General features: G+C 66.4%; 20 protein-coding genes. 15 read left to right on the top strand and 5 right to left on the bottom strand.

The annotated features are described in order from the left end of the window. Nucleotides 1-41: 41 nt before the first annotated feature. From J2X38_RS20010 to J2X38_RS20000, 3 genes are all read left to right on the top strand, one after another. The gene (locus J2X38_RS20010; protein WP_310256699.1) at nt 42-770 is read left to right on the top strand and encodes a rhodanese-related sulfurtransferase; all 729 of its coding nucleotides are present in this window, start codon (nt 42-44) and stop codon (nt 768-770) included. 318 nt (nt 771-1,088) lie between these two features. Continuing rightward, the gene (locus tag J2X38_RS20005) at nt 1,089-1,724 is read left to right on the top strand and encodes a hypothetical protein (protein ID WP_310256695.1); all 636 of its coding nucleotides are present in this window, start codon (nt 1,089-1,091) and stop codon (nt 1,722-1,724) included. A gap of 298 nt (nt 1,725-2,022) precedes the next feature. After that, nucleotides 2,023-2,982: a hypothetical protein gene (locus tag J2X38_RS20000; RefSeq protein WP_310256692.1), complete on the top strand. Its 960-nt coding sequence runs from the start codon at nt 2,023-2,025 to the stop codon at nt 2,980-2,982. Between the two features lie 19 nt (nt 2,983-3,001). Here J2X38_RS20000 and J2X38_RS19995 read toward each other — a convergent pair whose 3' ends face one another. After that, nucleotides 3,002-3,628, bottom strand: a complete 627-nt coding sequence (locus J2X38_RS19995) for a class I SAM-dependent methyltransferase (protein ID WP_310256689.1) — start codon at nt 3,626-3,628, stop codon at nt 3,002-3,004. A gap of 93 nt (nt 3,629-3,721) precedes the next feature. Between J2X38_RS19995 and trxB the strand changes: the two genes are divergently transcribed. Continuing rightward, complete coding sequence (trxB, locus tag J2X38_RS19990; RefSeq protein ID WP_310256686.1) at nt 3,722-4,687, top strand: thioredoxin-disulfide reductase; 966 nt, start codon at nt 3,722-3,724, stop codon at nt 4,685-4,687. An 80-nt stretch (nt 4,688-4,767) separates the two neighbouring features. Here the strand turns inward: trxB and J2X38_RS19985 are convergent, their stop codons facing one another. Genes J2X38_RS19985 through J2X38_RS19970 form a run of 4 tightly spaced genes read right to left on the bottom strand, consistent with a single transcriptional unit; the run spans nt 4,768 to nt 7,503 of the window. Further along, on the bottom strand, nt 4,768-5,565 hold the full coding sequence (locus J2X38_RS19985) for a hydrolase 1, exosortase A system-associated (protein ID WP_310256684.1): 798 nt from the start codon (nt 5,563-5,565) through the stop codon (nt 4,768-4,770). Beyond that, nucleotides 5,550-6,218: a hypothetical protein gene (locus J2X38_RS19980; protein ID WP_310256681.1), complete on the bottom strand. Its 669-nt coding sequence runs from the start codon at nt 6,216-6,218 to the stop codon at nt 5,550-5,552. Before J2X38_RS19980 ends, J2X38_RS19985 begins: the two co-directional genes overlap by 16 nt. 14 nt (nt 6,219-6,232) lie before the next feature. Then, complete coding sequence (locus J2X38_RS19975; RefSeq protein ID WP_310256678.1) at nt 6,233-6,511, bottom strand: phosphopantetheine-binding protein; 279 nt, start codon at nt 6,509-6,511, stop codon at nt 6,233-6,235. Continuing rightward, nucleotides 6,508-7,503 (bottom strand): GNAT family N-acetyltransferase, encoded by a 996-nt coding sequence (locus tag J2X38_RS19970; protein WP_310256675.1) that lies wholly within the window; start codon nt 7,501-7,503, stop codon nt 6,508-6,510. Before J2X38_RS19970 ends, J2X38_RS19975 begins: the two co-directional genes overlap by 4 nt. A 35-nt stretch (nt 7,504-7,538) precedes the next feature. Here J2X38_RS19970 and J2X38_RS19965 point away from each other — a divergent pair, with 35 nt between their 5' ends. The 11 genes from J2X38_RS19965 (at nt 7,539) to xrtA (ending at nt 21,424) form a co-directional block, all read left to right on the top strand. Further along, a complete protein-coding gene (locus J2X38_RS19965; protein ID WP_310256673.1) occupies nt 7,539-9,071 on the top strand; it encodes an acyl-CoA ligase (AMP-forming), exosortase A system-associated in 1,533 nt (510 codons plus the stop codon). Continuing rightward, complete coding sequence (locus tag J2X38_RS19960) at nt 9,068-10,297, top strand: pyridoxal-dependent decarboxylase, exosortase A system-associated (protein ID WP_310256670.1); 1,230 nt, start codon at nt 9,068-9,070, stop codon at nt 10,295-10,297. The genes J2X38_RS19965 and J2X38_RS19960 overlap by 4 nt, the downstream gene beginning before the upstream one ends. 172 nt (nt 10,298-10,469) lie before the next feature. After that, the gene (locus J2X38_RS19955) at nt 10,470-11,126 is read left to right on the top strand and encodes an XrtA/PEP-CTERM system exopolysaccharide export protein (RefSeq protein WP_248453998.1); all 657 of its coding nucleotides are present in this window, start codon (nt 10,470-10,472) and stop codon (nt 11,124-11,126) included. 45 nt (nt 11,127-11,171) lie between these two features. Next, nucleotides 11,172-12,713: an XrtA system polysaccharide chain length determinant gene (locus tag J2X38_RS19950; RefSeq protein ID WP_310256667.1), complete on the top strand. Its 1,542-nt coding sequence runs from the start codon at nt 11,172-11,174 to the stop codon at nt 12,711-12,713. 14 nt (nt 12,714-12,727) lie between these two features. Continuing rightward, entirely contained in the window at nt 12,728-13,753 is a 1,026-nt protein-coding gene (locus J2X38_RS19945) for a P-loop NTPase (protein ID WP_310256662.1), read from the top strand. Then, nucleotides 13,753-15,465: a hypothetical protein gene (locus J2X38_RS19940; protein WP_310256660.1), complete on the top strand. Its 1,713-nt coding sequence runs from the start codon at nt 13,753-13,755 to the stop codon at nt 15,463-15,465. The genes J2X38_RS19945 and J2X38_RS19940 overlap by 1 nt, the downstream gene beginning before the upstream one ends. A 22-nt stretch (nt 15,466-15,487) precedes the next feature. Continuing rightward, complete coding sequence (locus J2X38_RS19935; RefSeq protein WP_310256658.1) at nt 15,488-16,771, top strand: XrtA/PEP-CTERM system-associated ATPase; 1,284 nt, start codon at nt 15,488-15,490, stop codon at nt 16,769-16,771. A gap of 45 nt (nt 16,772-16,816) precedes the next feature. After that, nucleotides 16,817-17,677, top strand: coding sequence for an XrtA system polysaccharide deacetylase (locus J2X38_RS19930; RefSeq protein WP_310256655.1), 861 nt, complete (start codon nt 16,817-16,819; stop codon nt 17,675-17,677). 8 nt (nt 17,678-17,685) lie between these two features. Continuing rightward, a complete protein-coding gene (locus J2X38_RS19925; protein WP_310256653.1) occupies nt 17,686-18,732 on the top strand; it encodes a FemAB family XrtA/PEP-CTERM system-associated protein in 1,047 nt (348 codons plus the stop codon). Between the two features lie 11 nt (nt 18,733-18,743). Next, nucleotides 18,744-19,949, top strand: a complete 1,206-nt coding sequence (locus J2X38_RS19920; RefSeq protein ID WP_310256651.1) for a TIGR03087 family PEP-CTERM/XrtA system glycosyltransferase — start codon at nt 18,744-18,746, stop codon at nt 19,947-19,949. Beyond that, the gene (gene xrtA / locus J2X38_RS19915) at nt 19,946-21,424 is read left to right on the top strand and encodes an exosortase A (RefSeq protein WP_310256649.1); all 1,479 of its coding nucleotides are present in this window, start codon (nt 19,946-19,948) and stop codon (nt 21,422-21,424) included. Before J2X38_RS19920 ends, xrtA begins: the two co-directional genes overlap by 4 nt. The last annotated feature ends 9 nt before the right edge of the window (nt 21,425-21,433 follow it).

The raw sequence follows: 21,433 nt of genomic DNA, 5'->3' as shown, positions 1-21,433 counted from the left end.
TGCTTTTGTTGGATGGGGCAAACGGGTAAGGGGGCGCCGCCATGACCTTCACCGTTGCCGCCCTCTACCGCTTCGCGTCGTTCGACGATCCCGCCGCGCTGCGCCAGCCGCTGATCGACCTCTGCGCGGCAGAGGGCGTCATGGGCACGCTGCTCCTCGCGCGCGAAGGCGTGAACGGGACAATCGCCGGGACCGAGGCGGGAATCGCCGCGGTGCTCGGCCATATTCGCGGCCTGCCCGACTGCGCCGAACTCGACGTCAAATATTCGGCCGCGACCGAGATGCCGTTCCAGCGGATGAAGGTGCGGCTGAAAAAGGAAATCGTGACGATGAAGGTGCCGGGGCTCGACCCCGCGCGCGACGCCGCTCCTTACGTGGATCCCGCCGACTGGAACGCGCTCGTCGACGACCCGGACACGGTGTTGATCGATACGCGCAACGGCTTCGAGGTCGGCTACGGCAGCTTCGCGGGCGCCGTCGATCCCGAGACCAAAAGCTTCGGCGAATTCCCCGACTGGTGGCGCGCCAACGCCGACCGTTTCGCGGGCAAGCGCGTCGCGATGTTCTGCACCGGCGGCATCCGCTGCGAAAAATCGACCGCCTTCCTCCGCCACGAGGGCGTTGAGGATGTCGTCCACTTGAAGGGCGGTATCCTCGCCTATCTGGAACAGGTGCCCGAGGGCGAAAGCCGCTGGCACGGCAGCTGCTTCGTCTTCGACGAGCGGGTGAGCGTCGGGCACGGCCTCGTCGAGGTCGGCGAGAAGGAATAGGGCAGGAACGACGGTTCGTCCGACGGGGTGATCGACCGCTTTGGGGGTGCTGAGCGGACGTTCATGTTACCCATTTTTCCTTGTTACCCATTTTTCGTCATCCCGGACCTGATCCGGGATCCCGCTTTTTTTAGGCATCGACTGGCTTCGATCTCGCGCGACGCCGGATCAGGTCGGTGATTATCCCCTTCGGACAAGTAGTGTGACTCGCCCTACCACTGATGGTATCGAGAACTGATGGGGCGGGAACTTAGAACGCGGGTGATCCGAACGATTTACACGCTTAGCGCAGAGGTGATTGCTTCTGGGGTTTGGGCTATGATCGATCCCCAATTTCTTTCCGACAACAAGTTCGCGTTCATCGCCTTTGGTGTTTTAGGCATCGCTCTCGCGTGGTTTTATGAGAACGTCAGAGAATTCATCGACTGGAAAATGAACCACCCCGCACCCTCTCTGACTTCGCCTGATCAGGAAGTGAAAGAAGCGCCCGCCGCAGCGGTACAGCCGGAGTTAACGCCGCTGACCCCGGCGCCTTTGGACACTGATTTGCTTAGGGCAGAAATCACATTGAGGGCGGAGCGTGACCGGAAAATTGCCGAGGCCGCCGCAGTCCGCAAGCAACGGCGGAAGGAAAAGGCTGCTGAGATGATATCTAGCGCCGAGCAGTTAAGACCGAAAGACCCGACTCCGCCCGGTCACTACCCCATGGCCGGATCATCGGTTGGCAGGATAACCATCACCAACTCCATAAAGGGGGAAGGCGTTTCGTGGGATGTGTATGAGGCGGAGGAAATAGCCAAGGTCAGGGCGAACGCGCTATATTGTAGCTTAAATACGCCCGAGGAAATTGAGCGTTTCAAAACGCCGGAAGCCAAGCAAGAATTCTACTGCAACCATGCGCGCATTGATGCGATGGTACGCGCGATAAAAGAATGGGAAAAACGTGACGACTGACAGGCCACAACGCTTCGACCCCCTGTCATGTGGGTAGCTCTCGCCGAAGAGAGATATCAATCGAGTAACTTGCCCCGGACACAAAGCCGCGACTGATTGCTGGCGATGTCCGGCATGGGGTTCGGACGGCGTCGGCCTGAATGTCCGCAACCGGACGATTCATGCCGTTCCCGCACCCCGGGCGAAGCCCGCGACCGGCGATATGACGAAATAGGGTCGCTTGTGCGGTAAAACTCTTTCCTACATTTAACCCATATGGTTCTCTTGCGCGGTTTTAACTTACCGAAAGGACGAATCGATGGAAGACGCCATTCCCGACCCCGCCGCCATCGCCGCGCCCGCCAGCTACCACTGGACCCCGGCGCTTCAGCGCGATTTCCTCGGCCGCCTCGCGACGAGCGGCTCGGTGCGCATCGCCGCCGCGCATGTCTCGATGTCGCCGAGCGCCGCCTATCAAATGCGCCGTCGGCCCGAGGGCGCGGCCTTTTCGCTCGGCTGGGCCGCGGCGTTGCTCATCGCGCGCGACCGGCTCGCCGACGAACTGCTCGACCGCGCGATCTATGGGGTCGAGGAAAGTGTCGAACGCCAGGCCGAAGCCGAAACGCAGCGCGCCTTTACCAAGCGCCGCCGCCAGATCCCAAGCCTCGGCCTCGCGATGCTCGCGCGGCTCGACCGCGCCGTCGACGTGCGCGCCCGCGCGGGCGAGGCGATGCTCGCGCAGATCATCGCGGGCGACTGGGCCGGGTTCCTGTCGCTCTTCGATATCGGCGCCGGCCATCCCGATGCGCAGGGCCATGGCGCCGCGCTCGCGTGCTGGCTCGCCGGCCGCGACAATCGCGCCAACCCGCTCGCCAGCCTATGGAAAGACACCCCGATCGCGAATGAAGTTGCGCAGTTTTCCGCGCTTTCCGAAAGCGACCCCGAACCCGAACCGACCCCCGAAGAGGAAGCCGCCGAAATGACGATCTGGGCCGACGAGGAAAGCGGCGAATGGCGCACCAACTTCCCGCCGCCCGACGATTATGTCGGGATCGAGGAAGGCGCGTTCGGCGACAAGGATTATGAACGCACCCTCGACGACGAAGAGGCGGAAGCGTGGGAAGCCGCGCACGCCGAGATCATCGCCCCGCTGCGCAAAGCGGGAGAGGCCGCGCGCCGCGCCTTCTTTGGATTGCCGGTGACGGCGAATGGCCCGGCGCCTGCGGCGAAGGAAGACGCAAAGGCGCTCACAATGGGGACGGTTGAACCCTCTTCGTGAGATGGTGCCTCGCTACCAATCAGCCCGTCGCGCGCGCCGCGCCATATTCGTACCAGCCGAACGGCCGCGGCGTTTTCGGGATGTAAGCGGCCGCCTGCCGGTCGACTGCGAAACCCGCCTTTTCATAGGCGTCGCTGATCGGCCGGGTCAGGTGGCAGTTGCCGCCGATGCGTTTCCACACCGGCTCGATCCGCCGCTGCCACTTCGCGACCCCGGCATCGGGCGCGGCGCCATGTTCGAGGAACAGCGCGGTCCCGCCGGGCTTCAGCACGCGGCGGATTTCGGCGAGCACCGCGGCCTGATCGTGAACCGAGCATAAGGTGAAGGTGGTAACGACGGTGTCGAAAGAACCGCTCTCAAACGGCATCGCCTCGCCGATCCCTTCACGGATATCGGCGTCGATCCCGCGCGCCGCCGCCGCCGCGACGCTCATCGCGAGCAGTTCGGGCGAGGGATCGAGCCCGCTGAAGCTCTCGATCTGCCCCGGCCGGTAAAATTCCATGTTGATCCCGCCGCCGCAACCGAGTTCGAGCACATGCCCGCGCGCGTTCGGCACGACCTTGCTGCGCACCTTCATGATCTGCCCCTGCGAACAGGCGCATTTGATCAGGCGCGGTACTCCGTGACGTTCCCACCAGCTTGCCATTCGCCAGTCTCCCCTTGGCGCGGAAGGTGACCCTTGCTAGCGCGGTTGGCAACACCCATCTGTGCCTGTCCGCACCGCCAACGAAAGATCGTTATGCCCGCCGTTCATCACACCAAGATGCTCATCCTCGGTTCCGGCCCCGCCGGCCTGTCGGCCGCCATCTACGCCGCGCGCGCGGGCATGATGCCGATCGTGGTGCAGGGGCTGCAACCCGGCGGCCAGCTGACGATCACCACCGACGTCGAAAACTACCCGGGCTTTGCCGAGGTGATCCAGGGTCCGTGGCTGATGGAACAGATGACCGCGCAGGCGACGCATGTCGGCACCAGCATGATCTGGGACACGATCGTCGACGTCGACCTGTCGCGCCGTCCGTTCAAGCTGACCGGCGACGGCGGCGACGTCTATATGGCCGAAACCCTCGTCATCGCGACGGGTGCGCAGGCGAAATGGCTCGGCGTGCCGGGCGAACAGGAACTCGGCGGCAAGGGCGTTTCGGCGTGTGCGACGTGCGACGGTTTCTTCTATCGCGGCAAGAAGGTCGTGGTGATCGGCGGCGGCAACACCGCGGTCGAGGAAGCGCTCTATCTCACCAACCACAGCGAAGACGTCACGCTGATCCACCGCCGCGACCATTTGCGCGCTGAAAAGATCTTGCAGGACCGCCTGTTCGCCAATCCGAAGATCAAGGTGCTCTGGAACAAGCGCGTCGACCGTTTCGTCGCGGGTGAAGGCGTGTCGGGGCTGGTCGGCGTCGACCTGATCGACACCGAAACCGGCGCGGCGAGCTTTGAGCCGACCGACGGCGGCTTCGTCGCGATCGGCCACAGCCCGTCGACCGAGCTGTTCAAGGGCAAGCTGCCGCTCGACGACGACGGCTATCTGGAAGTGACGCCGGGTACGTCGCTGACCGCGGTCCCCGGCGTTTTCGCCGCGGGCGACGTCACCGACAAAATCTATCGTCAGGCGGTGACCGCCGCGGGCATGGGCTGCATGGCCGCGCTCGACGCGGAGCGGTTCTTGGCCGAGGCCGAATATCACGCGATGGTGGACGCCTGACAAAACGTCATCCCAGCGAAAGCTGGGACCGCTATCGTCGCCAATGAACGCCAGCGATCCCAGCTTTCGCTGGGATGACTTCATGTTTCGAGAGCCGCCAATATCCGCTGACACAGCCAGTCGGCATCCTCCCCGGCAAAGCTGTGCGACGCGCTGGCGAGGCGTTCGACGGGAAGGCGGCTTAGCGCCGACGGGCAACTTTCCATAAAAGCCTGCGCGGTCCGGTCGCCAGTGGCGAGCATGATCGTCGCGGGCGGACCGAGCACGGCGATCGCACCATCGATCCGCGCCGCGAGACTATCGGGCGCAGCAGGCACGGCAGTCGCCTTGAGCGCCGAAAGCCCGCGGAACAATTTGCGGAAATCGACCTCGCCCTTGATCAGCCGCAGCAGGCTTTTCGGATCCCTCAGCCGCGCCAGATAGCGCGCGCGGATCGCCGAAGCCGGAGGCAGCGCAGGCTCCGCGGCTTCTGCGGCGTCACTGTCGTAAGTCCACGGATTGGCGATGATCAGCCCATCGAGCGCCAACGGCTGGTGAAGCAACAACGCGCTCGCCGCATCGCAATTGCCGAAGCCGATGATGCGCGTCACGTGCGGCGCCGCTTCGCGAAACGCCGCAATCGCCGCATTAATATCGGGTCCGCTGCTTTCGAACCCGCCATTCATGCCCTCGCTGTCGCCGATCCCGCGCCGGTCGAAACGGAATACCGGATGCCCCGCCTCGGCGACCCGCGCCGCCAGCATCGCCATGCCGCGGTGTGCGCCGCTGCGGATTTCATTGCCACCCGACACGATCAGCAGGCCGGTCCTGCCCGCCGCCTCGTCGAGGCTCGCGGCGAGCGTCGCGCCTTCGCAGGCGAAGCTCAGCTGATGCCGCATGTCGTGCTCCATGCGGAAATGTCGGCGGCAATCGCAGCCGCCATCGCGGCATCCTCGCCCGGCTCGGCGCGCAGCCACAGCGGCGTTCCTGCGATGCCGTCGGCACCGAGGCCGATGTTGCGCAACGGCTCCACCGCTTGCGCCTCGCTCGTGCCGAGCTGCGCGACCATTTCCGGGGACAATCGGTTGCCCGCGACGAGGAGCGGCCTGGTCTTCGCCTCTTCCTGCAAGCTTTCGAGCGAAGAGGTCAGTCCGGCCTCGCGGTCGGCGCTCACCCTTGCACGCATCAGGGTGCGGAGCAGCGACGCTCCACCGGCAGGCGCCAGCCGCCACCAGGCCGCGGCTTTCACCTGGTGGTCGATCAACACCCCGCCGCGAACCGACGCCACAAGGGTCGGGCCGTCGATACCCGCCGCAACCTCGGCAAGCGCATCTTGCCAGCGCGCCAGATCGACCTGCTCCAACGGCACAAGGCTCTCATTCTGCCCCGGCAGGTCGGGCAGCATTGCCGCAAATCCGTCGGCCGCCAGCGCGCGCATTGCGAGCACCAGCGTGCGGCGCGTACGGTTCGCTTCCTCGAACAGCGGCGGGACGATCAGGATGGTGGCGCGGGGCGTGCCCGCGGGGTCGATGCGCAATCGATGTTCGCTCATGCGCGCATCCGGGGTCAGTCGGTCACTTTGCGCAGCGAAAAGGCGAGCAAATTGCCGTAGGTTTCAAAGATTTCGCCGTCGATCTCATCATCGTCGATCAGGATGCCCAGCCGGTCTTCCATCTCGGTCAGCACCGTCGCGACGGCCATCGAATCGAACTCGGGCAGTTCGCCGAACAGTCCGCTATCCTCGGTCAGCGCCGCGGCGCGCGCTTCGCCGAGGCCGAGCACATCGGCGAGCAGAGCGCGAAGGGTGGCGTCGACGCCGGGTGCTTTGGTAGCGGGTTCGGTCATGAGTCTTTCCTGAGCAGCGAACGGGCATATGCCTTCAATGCCGGACCCCATGCCGCGACGCGCGACGGATTGAAAGCCTCGATGCGCCACAGCGGGTCGTGCCGATTCATCCAGTCGCGCTTGTACCCGTCGTTACCGGTGCCGAAATCGACGCGCTTCACGCCATCGACCTCGATCACATGGCGAAACAGCGCCGCCGACAGCAACGTACCCGGCGAGGCTTTCAGGCTGTCCTCGACATGCGCGAGCTTGTGGATGAAGGCGGTGCCGTCCTCGACGGTCCAGAACTGCGCGGCGACGGGGATTCCGTCGATACGCGCGATTCCCATGCGCAGGCGTCCGCCATCGCCTTCGACCTCGGCAAAGGCGCGCAGTAGTGCGGGGTGGCCTTCTTCGGGCTTCCAGCTCGCGGCATAGATTTGTTCGTAAGCCGCCCAGCTCCCCGGATCGAAATCGGTGAGCAGCTGGATATCGACGACACCCTTCTTCGCCTTGCGCTGAACGGTATTGCGCAGCGCGCCGGGCCGGCTCGCCCACCAGGCGTCATGGTCCATCTCGCCCAGGTCGAGCCAATGGCGATCCCCCGCAGGCGCCGTCTTCACCCACCAGCCCGCAGCGCGTAGCGCGGCGGTCAGCGCATCGGGGTCGGCAACAGGGTAAAGCGTCAGACGCGCGGCTTTTTGGCGAAGATCGGCGAAAAGCGCGCCAAGGGCGCCGCTGCGATCGCCGTCGCCATCGAAAAGTGGCCGGATCGAAAAGCTGTACCAGTTGGTGAGGCCGGCCAGATCGCCCGGCGCCTCGACCCGCAGCGGCAACCACGCACGCGTCGCGCCCGCGCTGCCACGTGCGTCGATTCGGTCATGGCCGGCAAAGCCATGCGCGGTGAGCAGGTCGAACCATTCGGCCCGGTCGAACGGCGACGCAAAGCCGGCCGCGCGCGCTGTGGCGGGCAGCCGCTCATCATTAGCGTGATGTTCACCGTTCCCTTGCATGGTGCCGCCCTCTATCACTCCTGTCCTAACAGCCGATGACCAAAGCCGAAAACACATCTTCCAGGCCGATCGACCATCTCACCCGCTGCGGTGCATCGGACGCGGCTGCGCTGCTGATCGGCGATCGGGTAACCACCTTCGCCGAACTCGACGCCGGAGTTGGACGGCTCGCGTCATGGCTGCTTGAACAGGCCGGCGGTCCCGGTGAACGCGTCGCAAGCTGGAGCGCCAAGACGCGGCTCGCCTGCCTGATGCCGCTCGCGGCGGCGCGCGCGGGGCTGATCCACGTGCCGGTCAATCCGTTGCTCAAGGGACCGCAGGTCGCGCACATCCTGTCGGACAGCGGCGCGAAGCTGCTCGTCACCAATGGTGCGCGCGCCGAGATGCTCGGCGAAGGTCTTCCCGACGAATGCGTCGTGCAGGACCTGAAGATCGGCGAGGAAGTGATTGATTCGGGCGGGCAGGGGCTGCCGCTCTCGATCGCCGAGCCCGACGATCTCGCCGCGATCCTCTACACCAGCGGTTCGACCGGGCGGCCCAAGGGCGTGATGCTCAGCCACGCGAACCTGTGGCTCGGTGCCGAAAGCGTCGCTTCCTATCTGAAGATCGTGCCCGAAGACCGTGTGCTCGCCGTCCTGCCGCTCAGCTTCGATTATGGCCAGAACCAGCTGCTTTCGAGCTGGTATGCCGGCGCGGCGGTCGCGCCGCTCGATTATCTGACCGCGCGTGACGTCGTGAAGGCGGTGGCGCGGCACAGGGCGACGACGCTCGCGGGCGTGCCGCCGCTCTGGGTGCAGCTCGTCGAGGCCGAATGGCCCGCCGAAACCGCGGCCCATCTTAAACGCCTGACCAACAGCGGCGGCGCGCTCACGCCGTCGCTCATCGACGCGCTGCGGGCTACCTTCCCGGGCGCCGACATCTACCCGATGTACGGGCTGACCGAGGCATTCCGCTCGACCTGGCTCGATCCGAAATTCGTCGCCGATCATCCGACCTCGATGGGCCGCGCGATCCCGCATGCCGAGATTTTGGTATGCCGCCCCGATGGGACGATCACCGCCGACGAAGAACCGGGCGAACTCGTCCATTGCGGGCCGCTCGTCGCCAAAGGCTATTGGCGCGACGAGGAACGCACCGCGCAGCGCTTCAAACCGGCGCCGCGTGCGTCCGAATATGGCGGCATGGCGGTGTGGTCGGGCGACACGGTGCGCCGTGACGCCAATCATCTTCTCTATTTCGTCGGCCGCGACGACGCGATGATCAAGACCGCAGGCAACCGCGTCAGCCCGACCGAGGTCGAGGATGTCGCGGTCGCTTCGGGGTTGATCTACGAAGCCGTGGCATTTGGCGTGCCCGATCCGCGGCTCGGCGCGGCGATTGTCCTCATCGTGCGCGGCAAGGACGGCGTCGCCGACGAGGAGGGGCTCGCGGCCTATCTCCGCCAGAACCTCCCCAATTTCATGCAGCCGCAGGCGATCGAATGGCGCGAGGCTCTGCCGCGCAATCCCAATGGCAAGCTCGACCGCGTGGCGATTGCCGCCGATTGGGCCAAGGAGTTGACGGCATGAAACCGCATGGCCCGATCCCGCCCGGTTTCCGCGCCGATGTCAGCGGCATGCTGCTGATCGGGGGCGACCGCGCCGAAGCGCTCGCCGACGTCGCGGGCGACACGCCGCTGTTCGCCTATGACAGCGCGATGCTCACCGCGCGCGTCGCCGAATGGCGCGCCGCGATGCCTGCCGGGGTGCAGCTTCATTATGCGATGAAGGCGAACCCTTACGCGCCTTTGCTCGCCTTCATGGCGCGGCTGGTCGACGGGTTCGATGTCGCGTCGGGCGGCGAACTCAAAGCCGCGCTCGGCAGCGGGATGCCCGCGGGCGATATCAGTTTCGCCGGGCCCGGCAAGCGCGACCGCGAACTCGAAGCGACGATCACCGCCGGCGCGACGCTCAATCTCGAATCGGCGGGCGAGGCCGAACGGGCGTTGTCGATCGCCGAGCATCTGGGATTGACGCCCAGCCTCGCGGTGCGCGTCAATCCCGACTTCGACCTCAAGGGGTCGGGCATGAAGATGGGCGGCGGCGCCAAGCCCTTCGGGGTCGATGCCGCCGAGGTTCCGGTGCTCGTCCGGCGCCTGATCGATGCGGGCGCCGACTGGCAGGGTTTCCATATTTTCGCGGGATCGCAGGCGCTGGACGCCGCCGCCATCGCCGAGACGCAGGCGCAGACCGTCGCGCTCGCGGCACGGCTCGCGAACGAGATCGGGGAGACGCCGCCGCTCGTCAATCTCGGCGGCGGCATGGGGGTCCCCTATTTCCCCGGCGACAAGCCGGTCGATGTCGCCTCCGTCGGGGCGGCGCTCGGCGAGACGCTGGCGGTGCGCGATCCGGTTCTCGCAAAGAGCCATTTCGCAATGGAACTCGGCCGCTGGCTTGTCGCCGAGGCGGGGGTCTATCTGACCCGCGTCGTCGACCGGAAGACCAGCCATGGCGAAACCTTCCTCGTCACCGACGGCGGCCTCCACCACCAGCTCGCCGCGAGCGGCAATTTCGGCACCGTGATCCGTCGCAACTACCCGATCGCGGTCGCGGGCGCCTTCGGGCGCGAACCGGTCGAGACCGTCTCGGTGGTCGGCTGCCTCTGCACCCCGCTCGACCGTCTCGGCGACCAGGTCGCGCTCCCGCGCGCCGAGGTCGGCGATCTCATCGCGATTTTCCTCGCCGGCGCCTATGGCGCGAGCGCCAGCCCTGCGACCTTCCTGGGGCAGGGACCGGCGCGCGAAATGCTCGTCTGACACGTCTGAATCTGTTCCTTATCGGGACATTTTCCGACAAGCGTGGTCCAAACTTAGTTCAATACTAACATTATGTTCACCCTTTTCGAGCAATGGCGGAAGCTGACGCAATGGCTGTCGCCGCGGAGTTCCGGACCGCGGTTCCCCTGACGGCTCGAAAGGTTGATGGATTATGGCTTCGTTCCCCTCGCTCCGCATCGCGCGCGCCGCGCTCGTATCGGGCATCGCCGCGACCGCGCTGACGGGTTGCATGGGCGCCGGCGGCAACGCGCCGCAGCTGCCGAGCGCGAACTTTGTCCAGAACCAGGAAGGGCCGGGCGAGGAATATATCATCGGCCCGCTCGACGAGCTCCAGATCTTCGTGTGGCGCAACCCCGAACTCGGCGGCAAGGTCCAGGTGCGCCCCGACGGCCGCATCACCACGCCGCTGATCACCGACATGCCCGCCGTGGGAAAAACCCCCACGATGCTGCAGCAGGACATCAAGCTCCAGCTCAGCCAATATATTACCGATCCGATCGTCAGCGTGATCGTCACCAGCTTCAACAGCACCTTCTCGCAGCAGGTGCGTATCGTCGGCGCCACCGAAAAACCCGCGTCGATCCCGTTCCGCGCCAATATGACCGTGCTCGACGCAATGATTGCAGTCGGCGGCCTCGGCGAATATGCCGCTGGAAACAAAGCGCGACTCGTCCGCTTCGACAAGGGCAGTGGGAAGCAGCAGGAGTTCGGCCTGCGGCTTAATGACCTGATCAAGCGCGGCGACATCAAGGCGAATGTGCGGCTGCAGCCCGGCGATGTGATCATCATCCCCGAAAGCATGTTCTGACCGTAGCCGCCAACCCACCCATCTCCCAAGGATCGATTTCGAGCGATGAACAGCCTTTACGACGAATTCCGGGTAGCGCTGCACAGCGTCTGGACGCGCCGGTGGCTCGTGCTGGCGGTGGCGTGGGGCATCTGCATCCTCGGCTGGCTCGCGATCGCGTCGATTCCCAACCGCTATGACAGCCGCGCGCGCCTGCTCGTCGACGTCAACGAAATCCTGCCCGACGACGCGCAGGGCGGCGGCGGGCGTCCGCAGCTCGACCAGATTCGCGAAACGCTGACCAGCGCGCGCAACATGGAAAAGGTCGCCGCGACGACCGGCCTGCTTCCCGCCGGCGCGAACGAGCGCGAAAAGGCCGGCGCGGTCGGCATGCTGCAAAAGAATATCAAGGTCATCCCGCAGCAGGACAATATCTTCGAAATCACCTCGAGCGTCGCGGTCGGCAGCCTGTCCGACGCCGACAATGCGAAGCTCGCCTCGGGCGTGCTCGACAGCCTGATCACCGTGTTCCGCGACGACCAGCTGCGCGGTGGCCGGATGAACGCGCGCGAGGGGCTGAAATTCCTCGACGCCCAGATCGCCGACCGCGAAAAGGCGCTGCGCGAGGTCGAAGCGCGCCGCGGCGCGTTCGAGGCGCAGAATATCGGCCTGATCCCGGGTGGCAGCGGTTCGCCCGCGCAGCGTGTCGAAGCCGCGCGCGCCGAACTCGGCCAGATCGATTCGCAGCTCGTGTCGGCGCAGGCGCAACTCGCCGCCGCGAACGGCCAGCTCTCCTCGACCCCCGCGACGATCAACATCCCCGGCATGGGCAGCGTCGGCGGCGGCGTCGCGCGCCAGCAGCTTGCCGGGGCGCAGAATGAACTGTCGTCGATGCGCGCGCGCGGGCTGACCGACGCGCACCCCGACGTCATCGCGCTGAAAAGCCAGATATCCTCGCTGAAAGCGATGGCCGACCGCGAGGGTGCGGGCGGCGGTGGCGGCGGCAATTCGCAGAACCCGGCCTATGCCTCGCTGTCGGCGATGCGCGCCGAACGGCAGGCGACGGTGAGCGCGCTGTCGTCGCGCAAGGCGCAGCTCACCGGCGACATCGCCAAAATCACCTCGCAGCAGATCCAGAATCCCGGCATCGCTGCCGAATACGACCGCATCAACGGCGAATATACCGCGTTCAAGGCGCAGTATGACAAATTGCTCGCGCAGCGCGAACAGGTGCGCATGCGCGGCGAGGTGCAGACCGAAACCGACGCGATCAAGATCGAACTGCTCGACCCGCCGTCGAAACCGACCAGCCCCGCGGCACCCAACCGGCCCTTGTTCCTGACGCTCGTCCTGCTCGCCGGCATCGGCGGCGGCATCGGCGCCGCCTTCGGTCTCGCTCAGGTGCGCACCAGCTACGCGACCGCCGCGAAGCTCGAACGCGCGAGCGGCCTGCCGGTGATCGGGTCGATCACCGAAGTCGTGACGCCCGACCGCCATCTCGACCGGCGCAAGAAACTCGTCTGGCTGGCGAGTGGCGGAGGCGCGCTGGTCGGCCTCTATGCCTTGCTGCTGGTCGTCGAATTCATCCAACGCGGCATGGTTGCGTGACGGGGGACGATGACATGAACGACCAACGCAAAGTCAAGCGCCCGCCCTCGCTCCTCGAACGCGCAGCCGACATGTTCGGCCTCGATCCCGCAGCCAATGCGCCGACGATCGACGTGTCGAAACTGCCGCCCGAAGCGCCCAAAAAGGCGAAGAAGGCTCCGGCCGATCCGGTTGCGGAAACCCCGCAGCCCGAAATCCTCGATCCGGTCGTCGAGGCGGCGCCCGCCGTCGAGGCCGCGCCCGCCGCGCCCAAGCCGTCGCCGCGCAAGGATGTCGCCAAGGCGGCGCCCGCCATCGTGCCGACGCGGCAGGGAACGATCGACCGCGAGCGCCTCGCGTCGCGCGGGATGATCGTGCCCGGCACGCCCGTCACCGGCATTTCCGAAGAATATCGCATCGTGAAGCGCGAGCTGATCCGCAATTTCGGCGGCGTCGGCAATCGCCCGATCCTGCCGCGCGGCCACCGCGTGCTGATCGCGTCGGCGAACCCGGGCGAGGGCAAGACCTTCTCCGCGGTCAACCTTGCATTGAGCCTCGCGGTCGAGGCCGATCACGACGTGCTGCTGATCGACGCCGACATTGCCAAGCCGAGCGTGCTCGAAGCCTTGGGGCTCGACGACGGTCCCGGCCTGATGGACGCGCTCGCCGATCCGCACCTGCCGCTCGGCGACTGCCTGATCCAGACCGACATTCCGGGGCTGAAGGTGATGCCCGCGGGCACCGGGCATATGCACGACACCGAACTTCTCGCCTCGGCGCGGACCGAGGCTTTGCTTGCGCAGCTCGAAGCGGGCGCGCCGGGGCGCATCCTCATCATCGATTCGCCGCCGGTGCTCGCGGCGTCGCCCGCGGCGGTGCTTGCCGGGCATGTCGGGCAGACGATCATGGTCGTGCGCGCCGACGAAACGCTCGAATCGGCGCTCCGCGACGCGATCGGCCTGATGGGCGCGTGTCCGCACATCCAGCTGCTCCTCAACGGGGTCAAATTCTCGCCGGGCGGCCGCCGCTTCGGCACCTATTACGGACAGGGAGGCGCGTGATGCGCACCACCACCACCATGCGTCATATGTCGACGCTGGCGGCCGTGCTGCTCGCCGGGACGGCGACGGGCGCGCACGCGCAATTTTCAGGCGATCCGGGAACGGGCAGCGGCAACGCGCCTGCGGCCGGCGCGCCGGCCTCCGAAGGCCGCGCCGCGAAGCGCGCCGAAGGCCGCCGTGCGCAGCGCCAGGTCGACGTCAGCCCCTATCTCGAAATCGGCCAGGTCCTGACCGCCGACCTCAAGAACGGCGGCGACGTCCTCACCTATACGAACCTGGCGGTCGGCGTCGACGCGTCGATCGTGACGCATCGCGCCGAACTCGCGGGCACGCTGCGCTACGAACATCGCATCGGATGGAATGGCGGCCTCGGCGATTCGGACACGATCAGCGGCCTCGCCCGCGGACGGATCGAGGCGGCGCGCGGCCTGAATCTCGAAGGCGGCGCGCTCGCTACCCGCTCGCGCGCCGACGGGCAGGGCGCCGCGAGCGGCCTGTTGATCGGCGACGCCAGCAATGTCGCGAACCTCTATTCGCTCTACGCCGGTCCGACCTTCGCGCGCCGCATCGGCGGGCTCGACGTCGGCGCTGGCTATCGTTTCGGTTATACCAAGGTCGATGTGGACCAGCCGGCGATCCTGTCGCCGGGAACGCAGCCGCAGGATATTTTCGACAGCTCGACGAACCATGTCGCGTGGGCCAGCGTCGGCGCGCGGCCGGGCGACCTGCCGTTCGGGTGGCAAGTGTCGGGCGGGTACGAGCGCGAGGACGCGAGCCAGCTCGACCAGCGCTACGAGGGCAAATATGCCCGCGCCGACGTCACGGTGCCGATCGGCCCGACGGTCGCGCTGCTCGGCGGCGTCGGCTACGAAGATATTGAGATCGGCCAGCGCAATCCGGTGGTCGATGCCAATGGCGTGCCGGTGCGCGATGCCAGCGGCCGCTTCATCACCGATAAATCGACCCCGCGCCAGCTCTCGTTCGATACCGACGGGCTGATCTGGGATGCCGGCGTGATGTGGCAGCCGAGCCGCCGTACATCGCTTACGGCCAGAGTCGGCCGCCGTTACGGCGACACCATCTACACCGGCAGCTTCACCTATCGCGCCGACCATGCGACCGCGATCCAGGTCGGCGTCTATGACGGATTGTCCAGCCTTGGCCGCGGCCTGTCGGGCGGGCTTGCCGCGCTGCCGACGCAATTCGACCCGACCCGCAATCCGATCAGCGGCGACATCAATCCGTGCGTTTTCGGACAGCAGGGCGGCGGCTGCCTCAGCAACCAGCTCGGCAATGCGACCTCGGCGCAGTATCGCAGCCGCGGTGTGCAGGCGACTTTGTCGTCGCGCTTCAGTGGATGGAGCTACGGCGTCGGCCTCGGTTACGACCAGCGTAAGCTGCTCGCGCCCTTGCTGTCGCCGATCGGCAGCCTCAACGGGATCAAGGACGAGAATTATTATCTCTTCGTGTCGGCGGCGCGTCAGCTCGACGTCGATTCGGACCTCTCGCTGTCGGGTTATGTCAATTATTTCGACAATGGCGCGCCGGGCGCCAGCGACGTCCAGTCGGCGGGCCTGACCACATCCTATTCGCGGCGCTTCTGGCGCGGCCTCACGGGGACCGCGGCGGCCAGCCTCAACGCCTTCGACCAAGAAGGCTTCAACAGTCAGCTTATCGGTTCAGCTTTGGTGGGACTTCGTTACAACTTCTGACCAGGCAACGGGAATTTTTGCGATGTACGATCAGTTCTATGGTTTCACCGGGCGTCCGTTCCAGCTGACGCCAGACCCGCATTTCTATTTCGAAAGCGGCACCCACCGCAAGGCGATGTCCTACCTCGGTTACGGCCTCGCGCAGGGCGAAGGCTTCATCGTCATCACCGGCGACGTCGGCGCGGGCAAGACGACGCTCGTCGGCCATCTGATGAACACGATCGACGCCAACCGCCTCACCGCGGTCAAGCTGGTGTCGACGCAGGTCGAGGGCGACGATCTTCTCCGCCTCGTCGCCGAACAATTCGGCATCGAATGGGAAGGGCAGAGCAAGGCCGAACTGCTGCGCTCGATGGAGCAATATCTGCGCGAACAGGCGCGCGCCGGCCGCCGCACCTTGCTGATCGTCGACGAGGGGCAGAATCTCGCGATCTCGGCGCTCGAAGAGCTGCGCATGCTGTCGAACTTCCAGCTCGGCGGCCATTCGCTGCTGCAGATATTCCTGCTCGGCCAGCCCGAATTCCGCCAGACCTTGTTCCATTCGCCGGCGCTCGAACAGCTGCGCCAGCGCGTGATCGCGACGCACCACCTCGACCCGATGGAGCCCGAGGAGGTCGAACCCTATATCCTCCATCGTCTCGGCAAGGTCGGCTGGACGGGCAACCCCAGCTTCAGCCCCGACGCGTTCGAGGAAATCTTCGATTATAGCGAGGGCGTGCCGCGCAAGCTCAACGTGCTCGTCAGCCGCCTGCTGCTTTACGGCGCGGTCGAACAGATGAACCGCATCACCGCGCAGAATGTGCGTTCGGTGGTTGCCGAGATCGAGGCCGATCGCGGCATCGATGCGACGACGCTCGCGCCGCTGCCCGTCGACCAGGTCGTTGCGGCGGCCGCCGCTGCGGTGGCACCGACCCCCGCGCCCTTCGCCGTTCCGACGCCCGCCAACGAAGCGCCGCTCGAATGGCCGCAGCGCGCCGCCGAGCCCGCCGCCGATGGACCTCCGCCCTTCGCAGCGCCCGCCGAACCGGCGCGCGTCGTCACGCTGACCCCGCCCAAGCCCGCAGAGCCCGAGGCCGAGGTTCTGGAACTCGCGCCCGACGCCGCGGCCGACGCACCCGCTCCGGCGGCACCGGCGATCGACCCCGAACATCTCGCGGCACTGGAAAAGCAGATCGCATCGCTCGAGGAACGGCTCGTCGAACAGGATGCCGCGCTCCGCCGCGTGCTCGACCTCTTGATCGAATGGGTCGAGCGCGATCCGGACAATGCCCCCAACCCGCAGAATTCGCGGACCTGGGCTGCCTGACAACCCGGCCAAAATCGGCTATCCCGCTGATGAAGGTGAGGAAAAATGCAGAACGGCCTGTCGGTCGATGTCGAGGACTGGTTCCAGGTCGGCGCCTTTGAGCGCACGATCGACCGTGCCGACTGGCCGACGCTCGAATGCCGTGTCGAGGCGAATTGCGACGCGGTGCTGCAGATTTTCGCTGACGCGGGCGCCAAGGGCACTTTCTTCACCTTGGGCTGGGTCGCCGAACGCTATCCCGCGCTGATCAAGCGCATCGTCGCGGCGGGGCACGAACTCGCCAGCCACGGCTACGATCACAAGCGCGTGTTCAATATGACCGCCGACGAATTCGCGGCCGACCTCAAGCAGACGCAGGCGATCCTCGAAGACCTCGGCGGCGTGTCAATCCACGGCTATCGCGCGCCGAGCTTTTCGGTCGATACGCGCACGCCGTGGGCGCATGCGGTGCTCGCCGAACAGGGCTATGCCTATTCGTCGAGCGTCGCGCCGGTCGTCCACGACCATTATGGCTGGCCGCAAAGCCCGCGCCATGCGTGGCGCCCGCTTCCCGACAGCGACCTCGTCGAATGGCCCGTCACGACCGCGCGTTTTGCCGGGCGGACATTGGCAGCGGGCGGCGGCGGCTTTATGCGGATGCTGCCCTATGGCTTCACGCGCTGGGCGATCGCGCGAATGAACGCAGAGGGGCACCCGGCGATCCTCTATTTCCACCCATGGGAAATCGACCCCGGTCAGCCGCGCGTCGCCGATGCGCCGATCCGGTCGAAGCTCCGCCATTACAGCGGCTTGTCGGCGATGGCTGGCAAGCTAAAGAAATTGCTCGTTGATTTCGAATGGACCCGCGCCGACGCCTTGCTCCCCGGGCAGCAGCAGCGCGCTTTGCCGTGGCGCGCTGCGGCGTGAACGCCCCCGTGTCGATCGACCAAAATTTCACCGCCGCTCCGCTATCCGACACGGCGGCGTGGGACGCCTATGTCGCCGCGCACGCGCAAGCGACACCCTTTCACACCCGCGCCTGGTGCGAGGCGATCACCAAGGCGACCGGTCACCGCTGCCACCTCGTCACCGCGCGCGACGCAACCGGCGCGCTCACCGGCATCCTCCCGCTCCACCATATCCGCTCGCCCTTGTTCGGTCAGGCATTGGTCGCCAGCGGCTTCGCGGTGGGTGGCGGCATCCTCGCCGACAATCCGGCGGTCGCGGCCACGCTCGCGCAGGGCGCGGCCGACATGGCCCGATCGCTCGACGTCCCGTCGGTCGAACTGCGCGGCGGACCGCAGCCCGCCGGCTGGCAGGTCGATGAAGGCACCTACGCCGGCTTCGCCCGCGACCTCGCCGCCGACGACGACGCCGAACTTCTCGCCATCCCGCGCAAACAGCGCGCCGAGGTCCGCAAGGCGCTCGAAAGCGGCCTCACCGTCACCACCGGCCGCTCCGAACAGGACCGCCGCGACCATTATCGCATCTACGCAACCAGCGTCCGCAACCTCGGCACCCCCGTTTTTCCCAAGCCTTTGTTTTCATGTGTCATTGATGCCTTCGGCGACGACGCCGACATCCTCAATGTGCGCAATGATCGTGAAGTTGTCGCCAGCGTCCTCAGCCTCTATTGGCGCGGCACCGTCATGCCCTATTGGGGCGGCGGCACCGCCGACGCCCGTAAGCTGCGCGCCAACGAACTCATGTACTTCGCCCTGATGCGCCACGCCCGCGCACGCGGCTGTACCCGCTTCGACTTCGGCCGCTCGAAACTTGGCACCGGCCCCTTCGCGTACAAGAAGAACTGGGGCTTCGAGCCCCAACCGCTTACCTACGCCCGCTGGCTCGCGCCCGGCGAAACCGCGCGCGACACCAACCCGAACAGCGCCAAATACAGACTGCAAGTCGACCTGTGGAAAAAGCTGCCGCTGTGGGCGGCGAACCGGATCGGTCCGCTGATCGCGCGTGGTCTGGGCTAGGGGCTCGGCTAGTGCCCGAAATCCTGTTCCTCGTTCACCGCGCGCCCTGGCCCCCCGACCGCGGCGACCGGATCCGCAGCTGGCATATGTTCGAAGCACTGGCAAAGCTCGCGCCGGTGCACGTCGCCGCGCTCGCCGACACGGAAGCCGATGCCGCCATCACTCGCGAAAAGATGGCGCCGCTTTGCAAAAGCTTGACGATCGAAGTGCGCAACGTGTCGCGCCCGGTTGCGCTCGCGCAGGCGGTGCTGCGCGGTGAACCCGTATCGAACCGCCTGTTTCGCAGCGCCGCGCTGGCGCGCCATGTCGACGCGCTAATCGGGCGGGGTGATGTCAGTCATATCGTCGCCTTCTCCGGCCAGATGGCGCAATATCTGCCCGCCCGGTTCGATGGCCCTGTGCTGATGGATTTCGTCGACGTCGATTCGGCAAAATTCGCCACTTACGCCGAGCAGGATAAGCGCCAGCCGCTGAGCTGGGTCCATGCGCGCGAGGCCCGTGTTTTGGGCGCTTATGAGGCGGCGGTGGCGCGCCGCGTCGGCGCCAGCCTGTTCGTGAGCGAGGCCGAGGCGGCGTTGTTTCGCAAGCAAAGCGAACTCGGCACCGACAAGGTTCGCGCGGTCGAGAATGGCATCGACACCGACCGGTTCGACCCGGCGATCCCACTCGATGCGGTCGGCGCGGGCGAGGGGCCGCTGGCGGTCTTCACCGGCCAGATGGATTACCGCCCCAATGTCGACGCGGTTCGCTGGTTCGCAAATGACATCCTGCCGCTGATCCGTCAGCGCCACCCGCAAGCCAGCTTCGCAATCGTCGGCCGTGCGCCGGCCGACGACGTGCTTGCGCTCGCGACGCTGCCTGGTGTGACGGTGAGTGGCGAGGTGCCCGACGTGCGGCCGTGGCTCGCCGCCGCCGATGTCGTGGTGGCACCGCTGTTGCTCGCGCGCGGGGTGCAGAACAAGCTGCTGGAGGCGATGGCGATGGCGCGGCCCGTGGTCGCGAGTGCCGCCGCCGCCACGGGAATCGACGCGGTTCCGGGCGAGCATCTGCTCGTTGCGGATAATGCCACGGGTATCGCCGAAGCCGTGTGCGCCCTCTTCGACGACCGCGTGGTGGCCGTGAAGATGGGGCAGGCGGCGCGCGCGCGGATGATCGCACGCTATGGCTGGGACGCGCGTCTCGCGCCGCTCGGCGAACTGCTGGGGCTGTCCGCATGACGCTGTGGCGACGTCATCTTGCTGCGCTTGCCTTCTTGTCGGCGGCGATCTTCGCGATCTTCTGGCGCGAAGCCGCCGATGTGGCGGGTATCTGGTGGAACAGCTCGACCTTTACCCATTGCCTGCTGATCGTGCCGATGATCGGATGGCTGGTGTCGCAGCGCGTGGCGCTGCTGCGGCCGCTGGCGCCGGTCTATTGGTGGCCCGCGCTGCTGTGGATGGCGGGCGCGGGGCTGGTGTGGCTGGTCGGAGAAGCGGCTGGGGTCGGCTTGTTCCGTCAGCTGGGTCTCGTTTTGATGCTGCAGGGCGCCGTCGCGGTAACGCTCGGCGGAAAGCTCGTGCGCGCGCTGCTTTTCCCGCTCGGCTATGCCCTGCTGCTGGTGCCGTTCGGTGAAGAACTGGTGCCGCTGCTTCAGACGCTCACCGCGCATATCAGCATGGTCCTGCTCCACCTGTCGGGCATTCGGGCCGAGATGGAGGGCGTGTTCATTACCACGCCCGCGGGCTTTTTCGAGGTTGCCGAAGCCTGCTCAGGCGTCAATTTCCTGATTGCGATGCTCGCTTATGCGGTGTTCGCGGCGCATCTCTGCTTCCGCAGCTGGACGCGGCGGATCGTCTTCGTCGTGGCTGCGCTCGCGACGACGATCCTTGCCAATGCGCTGCGCGCCTACGGCACGATGGTCGCGGCGGAAATCTGGGGGATCGAGGCGGCGGGCGGGATCGACCATGTCTTCTATGGCTGGTTTTTCTTCGGCGCCGTGATCCTGCTCGTCATGCTCGTCGCGCGCCGCTGGTTCGACCGGCCGGCGAACGACGCGGCGGTCGATGTGCGCGGGCTGGGCGGCGTGCCGCGCTTTGCCGGGCGAGCGAAAGCCGTGCTGCCCGCCGCGCTCGCGGTTCCGTTGCTCTTTGCCGGTTGGGGGACGCTGGTCGGCGGACGCAGTGCAGCCTTGCTTGATACGATGACGGTCGAAGCGCCGCAGGGCTGGGACGAGGCGCGCGGCGAAACCATGGACTGGCAGCCGCGCTTCGATGGCGCTGATCAAAGGCTGCTGCGCCAGTTCGCCAACGACAAGGGGCAGGCGGTGACCGTCGCGATCGGGGGGTACGAGCACCAGGCGGAGGGGCGCGAAGTCGTCGCCTTCGGGCAAGGCGCGATCGACCCCGACAGCAAATGGGCGTGGAGCGCTTCGCTGCCTGCGGTCGAGGGCGCGAAGACTGAGCGGCTGCTGCACCCTGGTCCCGTGCTGCGCGATGCGGCGACCTGGTATGTCGTCGATGGCAAGGTGACCGGCAGCGCGCGCGCGGCGAAGCTTGCGGGCCTCAAGGCGCGACTGCTCGGTGGCGATCCGCGCGCATTGTCGCTGATTATATCGAGCGAGGAGCGGCGCGGCGGCCGCAATGCGATAGAGAATTTCCTTTCCGCGTCGGGCGGAGTCAACGCAATGGCTGACCGCGCGCTGAAAACGCGTTAAGGGCGGTTC

The sequence above is a fragment of the Sphingopyxis sp. BE235 genome (genome assembly GCF_031457175.1).
GTDB lineage: Bacteria > Pseudomonadota > Alphaproteobacteria > Sphingomonadales > Sphingomonadaceae > Sphingopyxis.
Note: the sequence above shows the minus strand (reverse complement) of the source record. Positions and strands in the feature narration are given on the sequence as shown.

Bases quoted from the DNA above. Each gene is read 5' to 3' on its own strand.
- J2X38_RS20010 (WP_310256699.1), top strand. From the start codon at position 42: ATGACCTTCACCGTTGCCGCCCTCTACCGCTTCGCGTCGTTCGACGAT.
- J2X38_RS20005 (WP_310256695.1), top strand. From the start codon at position 1,089: ATGATCGATCCCCAATTTCTTTCCGACAACAAGTTCGCGTTCATCGCC.
- J2X38_RS20000 (WP_310256692.1), top strand. From the start codon at position 2,023: ATGGAAGACGCCATTCCCGACCCCGCCGCCATCGCCGCGCCCGCCAGC.
- J2X38_RS19995 (WP_310256689.1), bottom strand. From the start codon at position 3,628: ATGGCAAGCTGGTGGGAACGTCACGGAGTACCGCGCCTGATCAAATGC.
- trxB (WP_310256686.1), top strand. From the start codon at position 3,722: ATGCCCGCCGTTCATCACACCAAGATGCTCATCCTCGGTTCCGGCCCC.
- J2X38_RS19985 (WP_310256684.1), bottom strand. From the start codon at position 5,565: ATGCGGCATCAGCTGAGCTTCGCCTGCGAAGGCGCGACGCTCGCCGCG.
- J2X38_RS19980 (WP_310256681.1), bottom strand. From the start codon at position 6,218: ATGAGCGAACATCGATTGCGCATCGACCCCGCGGGCACGCCCCGCGCC.
- J2X38_RS19975 (WP_310256678.1), bottom strand. From the start codon at position 6,511: ATGACCGAACCCGCTACCAAAGCACCCGGCGTCGACGCCACCCTTCGC.
- J2X38_RS19970 (WP_310256675.1), bottom strand. From the start codon at position 7,503: ATGCAAGGGAACGGTGAACATCACGCTAATGATGAGCGGCTGCCCGCC.
- J2X38_RS19965 (WP_310256673.1), top strand. From the start codon at position 7,539: ATGACCAAAGCCGAAAACACATCTTCCAGGCCGATCGACCATCTCACC.
- J2X38_RS19960 (WP_310256670.1), top strand. From the start codon at position 9,068: ATGAAACCGCATGGCCCGATCCCGCCCGGTTTCCGCGCCGATGTCAGC.
- J2X38_RS19955 (WP_248453998.1), top strand. From the start codon at position 10,470: ATGGCTTCGTTCCCCTCGCTCCGCATCGCGCGCGCCGCGCTCGTATCG.
- J2X38_RS19950 (WP_310256667.1), top strand. From the start codon at position 11,172: ATGAACAGCCTTTACGACGAATTCCGGGTAGCGCTGCACAGCGTCTGG.
- J2X38_RS19945 (WP_310256662.1), top strand. From the start codon at position 12,728: ATGAACGACCAACGCAAAGTCAAGCGCCCGCCCTCGCTCCTCGAACGC.
- J2X38_RS19940 (WP_310256660.1), top strand. From the start codon at position 13,753: ATGCGCACCACCACCACCATGCGTCATATGTCGACGCTGGCGGCCGTG.
- J2X38_RS19935 (WP_310256658.1), top strand. From the start codon at position 15,488: ATGTACGATCAGTTCTATGGTTTCACCGGGCGTCCGTTCCAGCTGACG.
- J2X38_RS19930 (WP_310256655.1), top strand. From the start codon at position 16,817: ATGCAGAACGGCCTGTCGGTCGATGTCGAGGACTGGTTCCAGGTCGGC.
- xrtA (WP_310256649.1), top strand. From the start codon at position 19,946: ATGACGCTGTGGCGACGTCATCTTGCTGCGCTTGCCTTCTTGTCGGCG.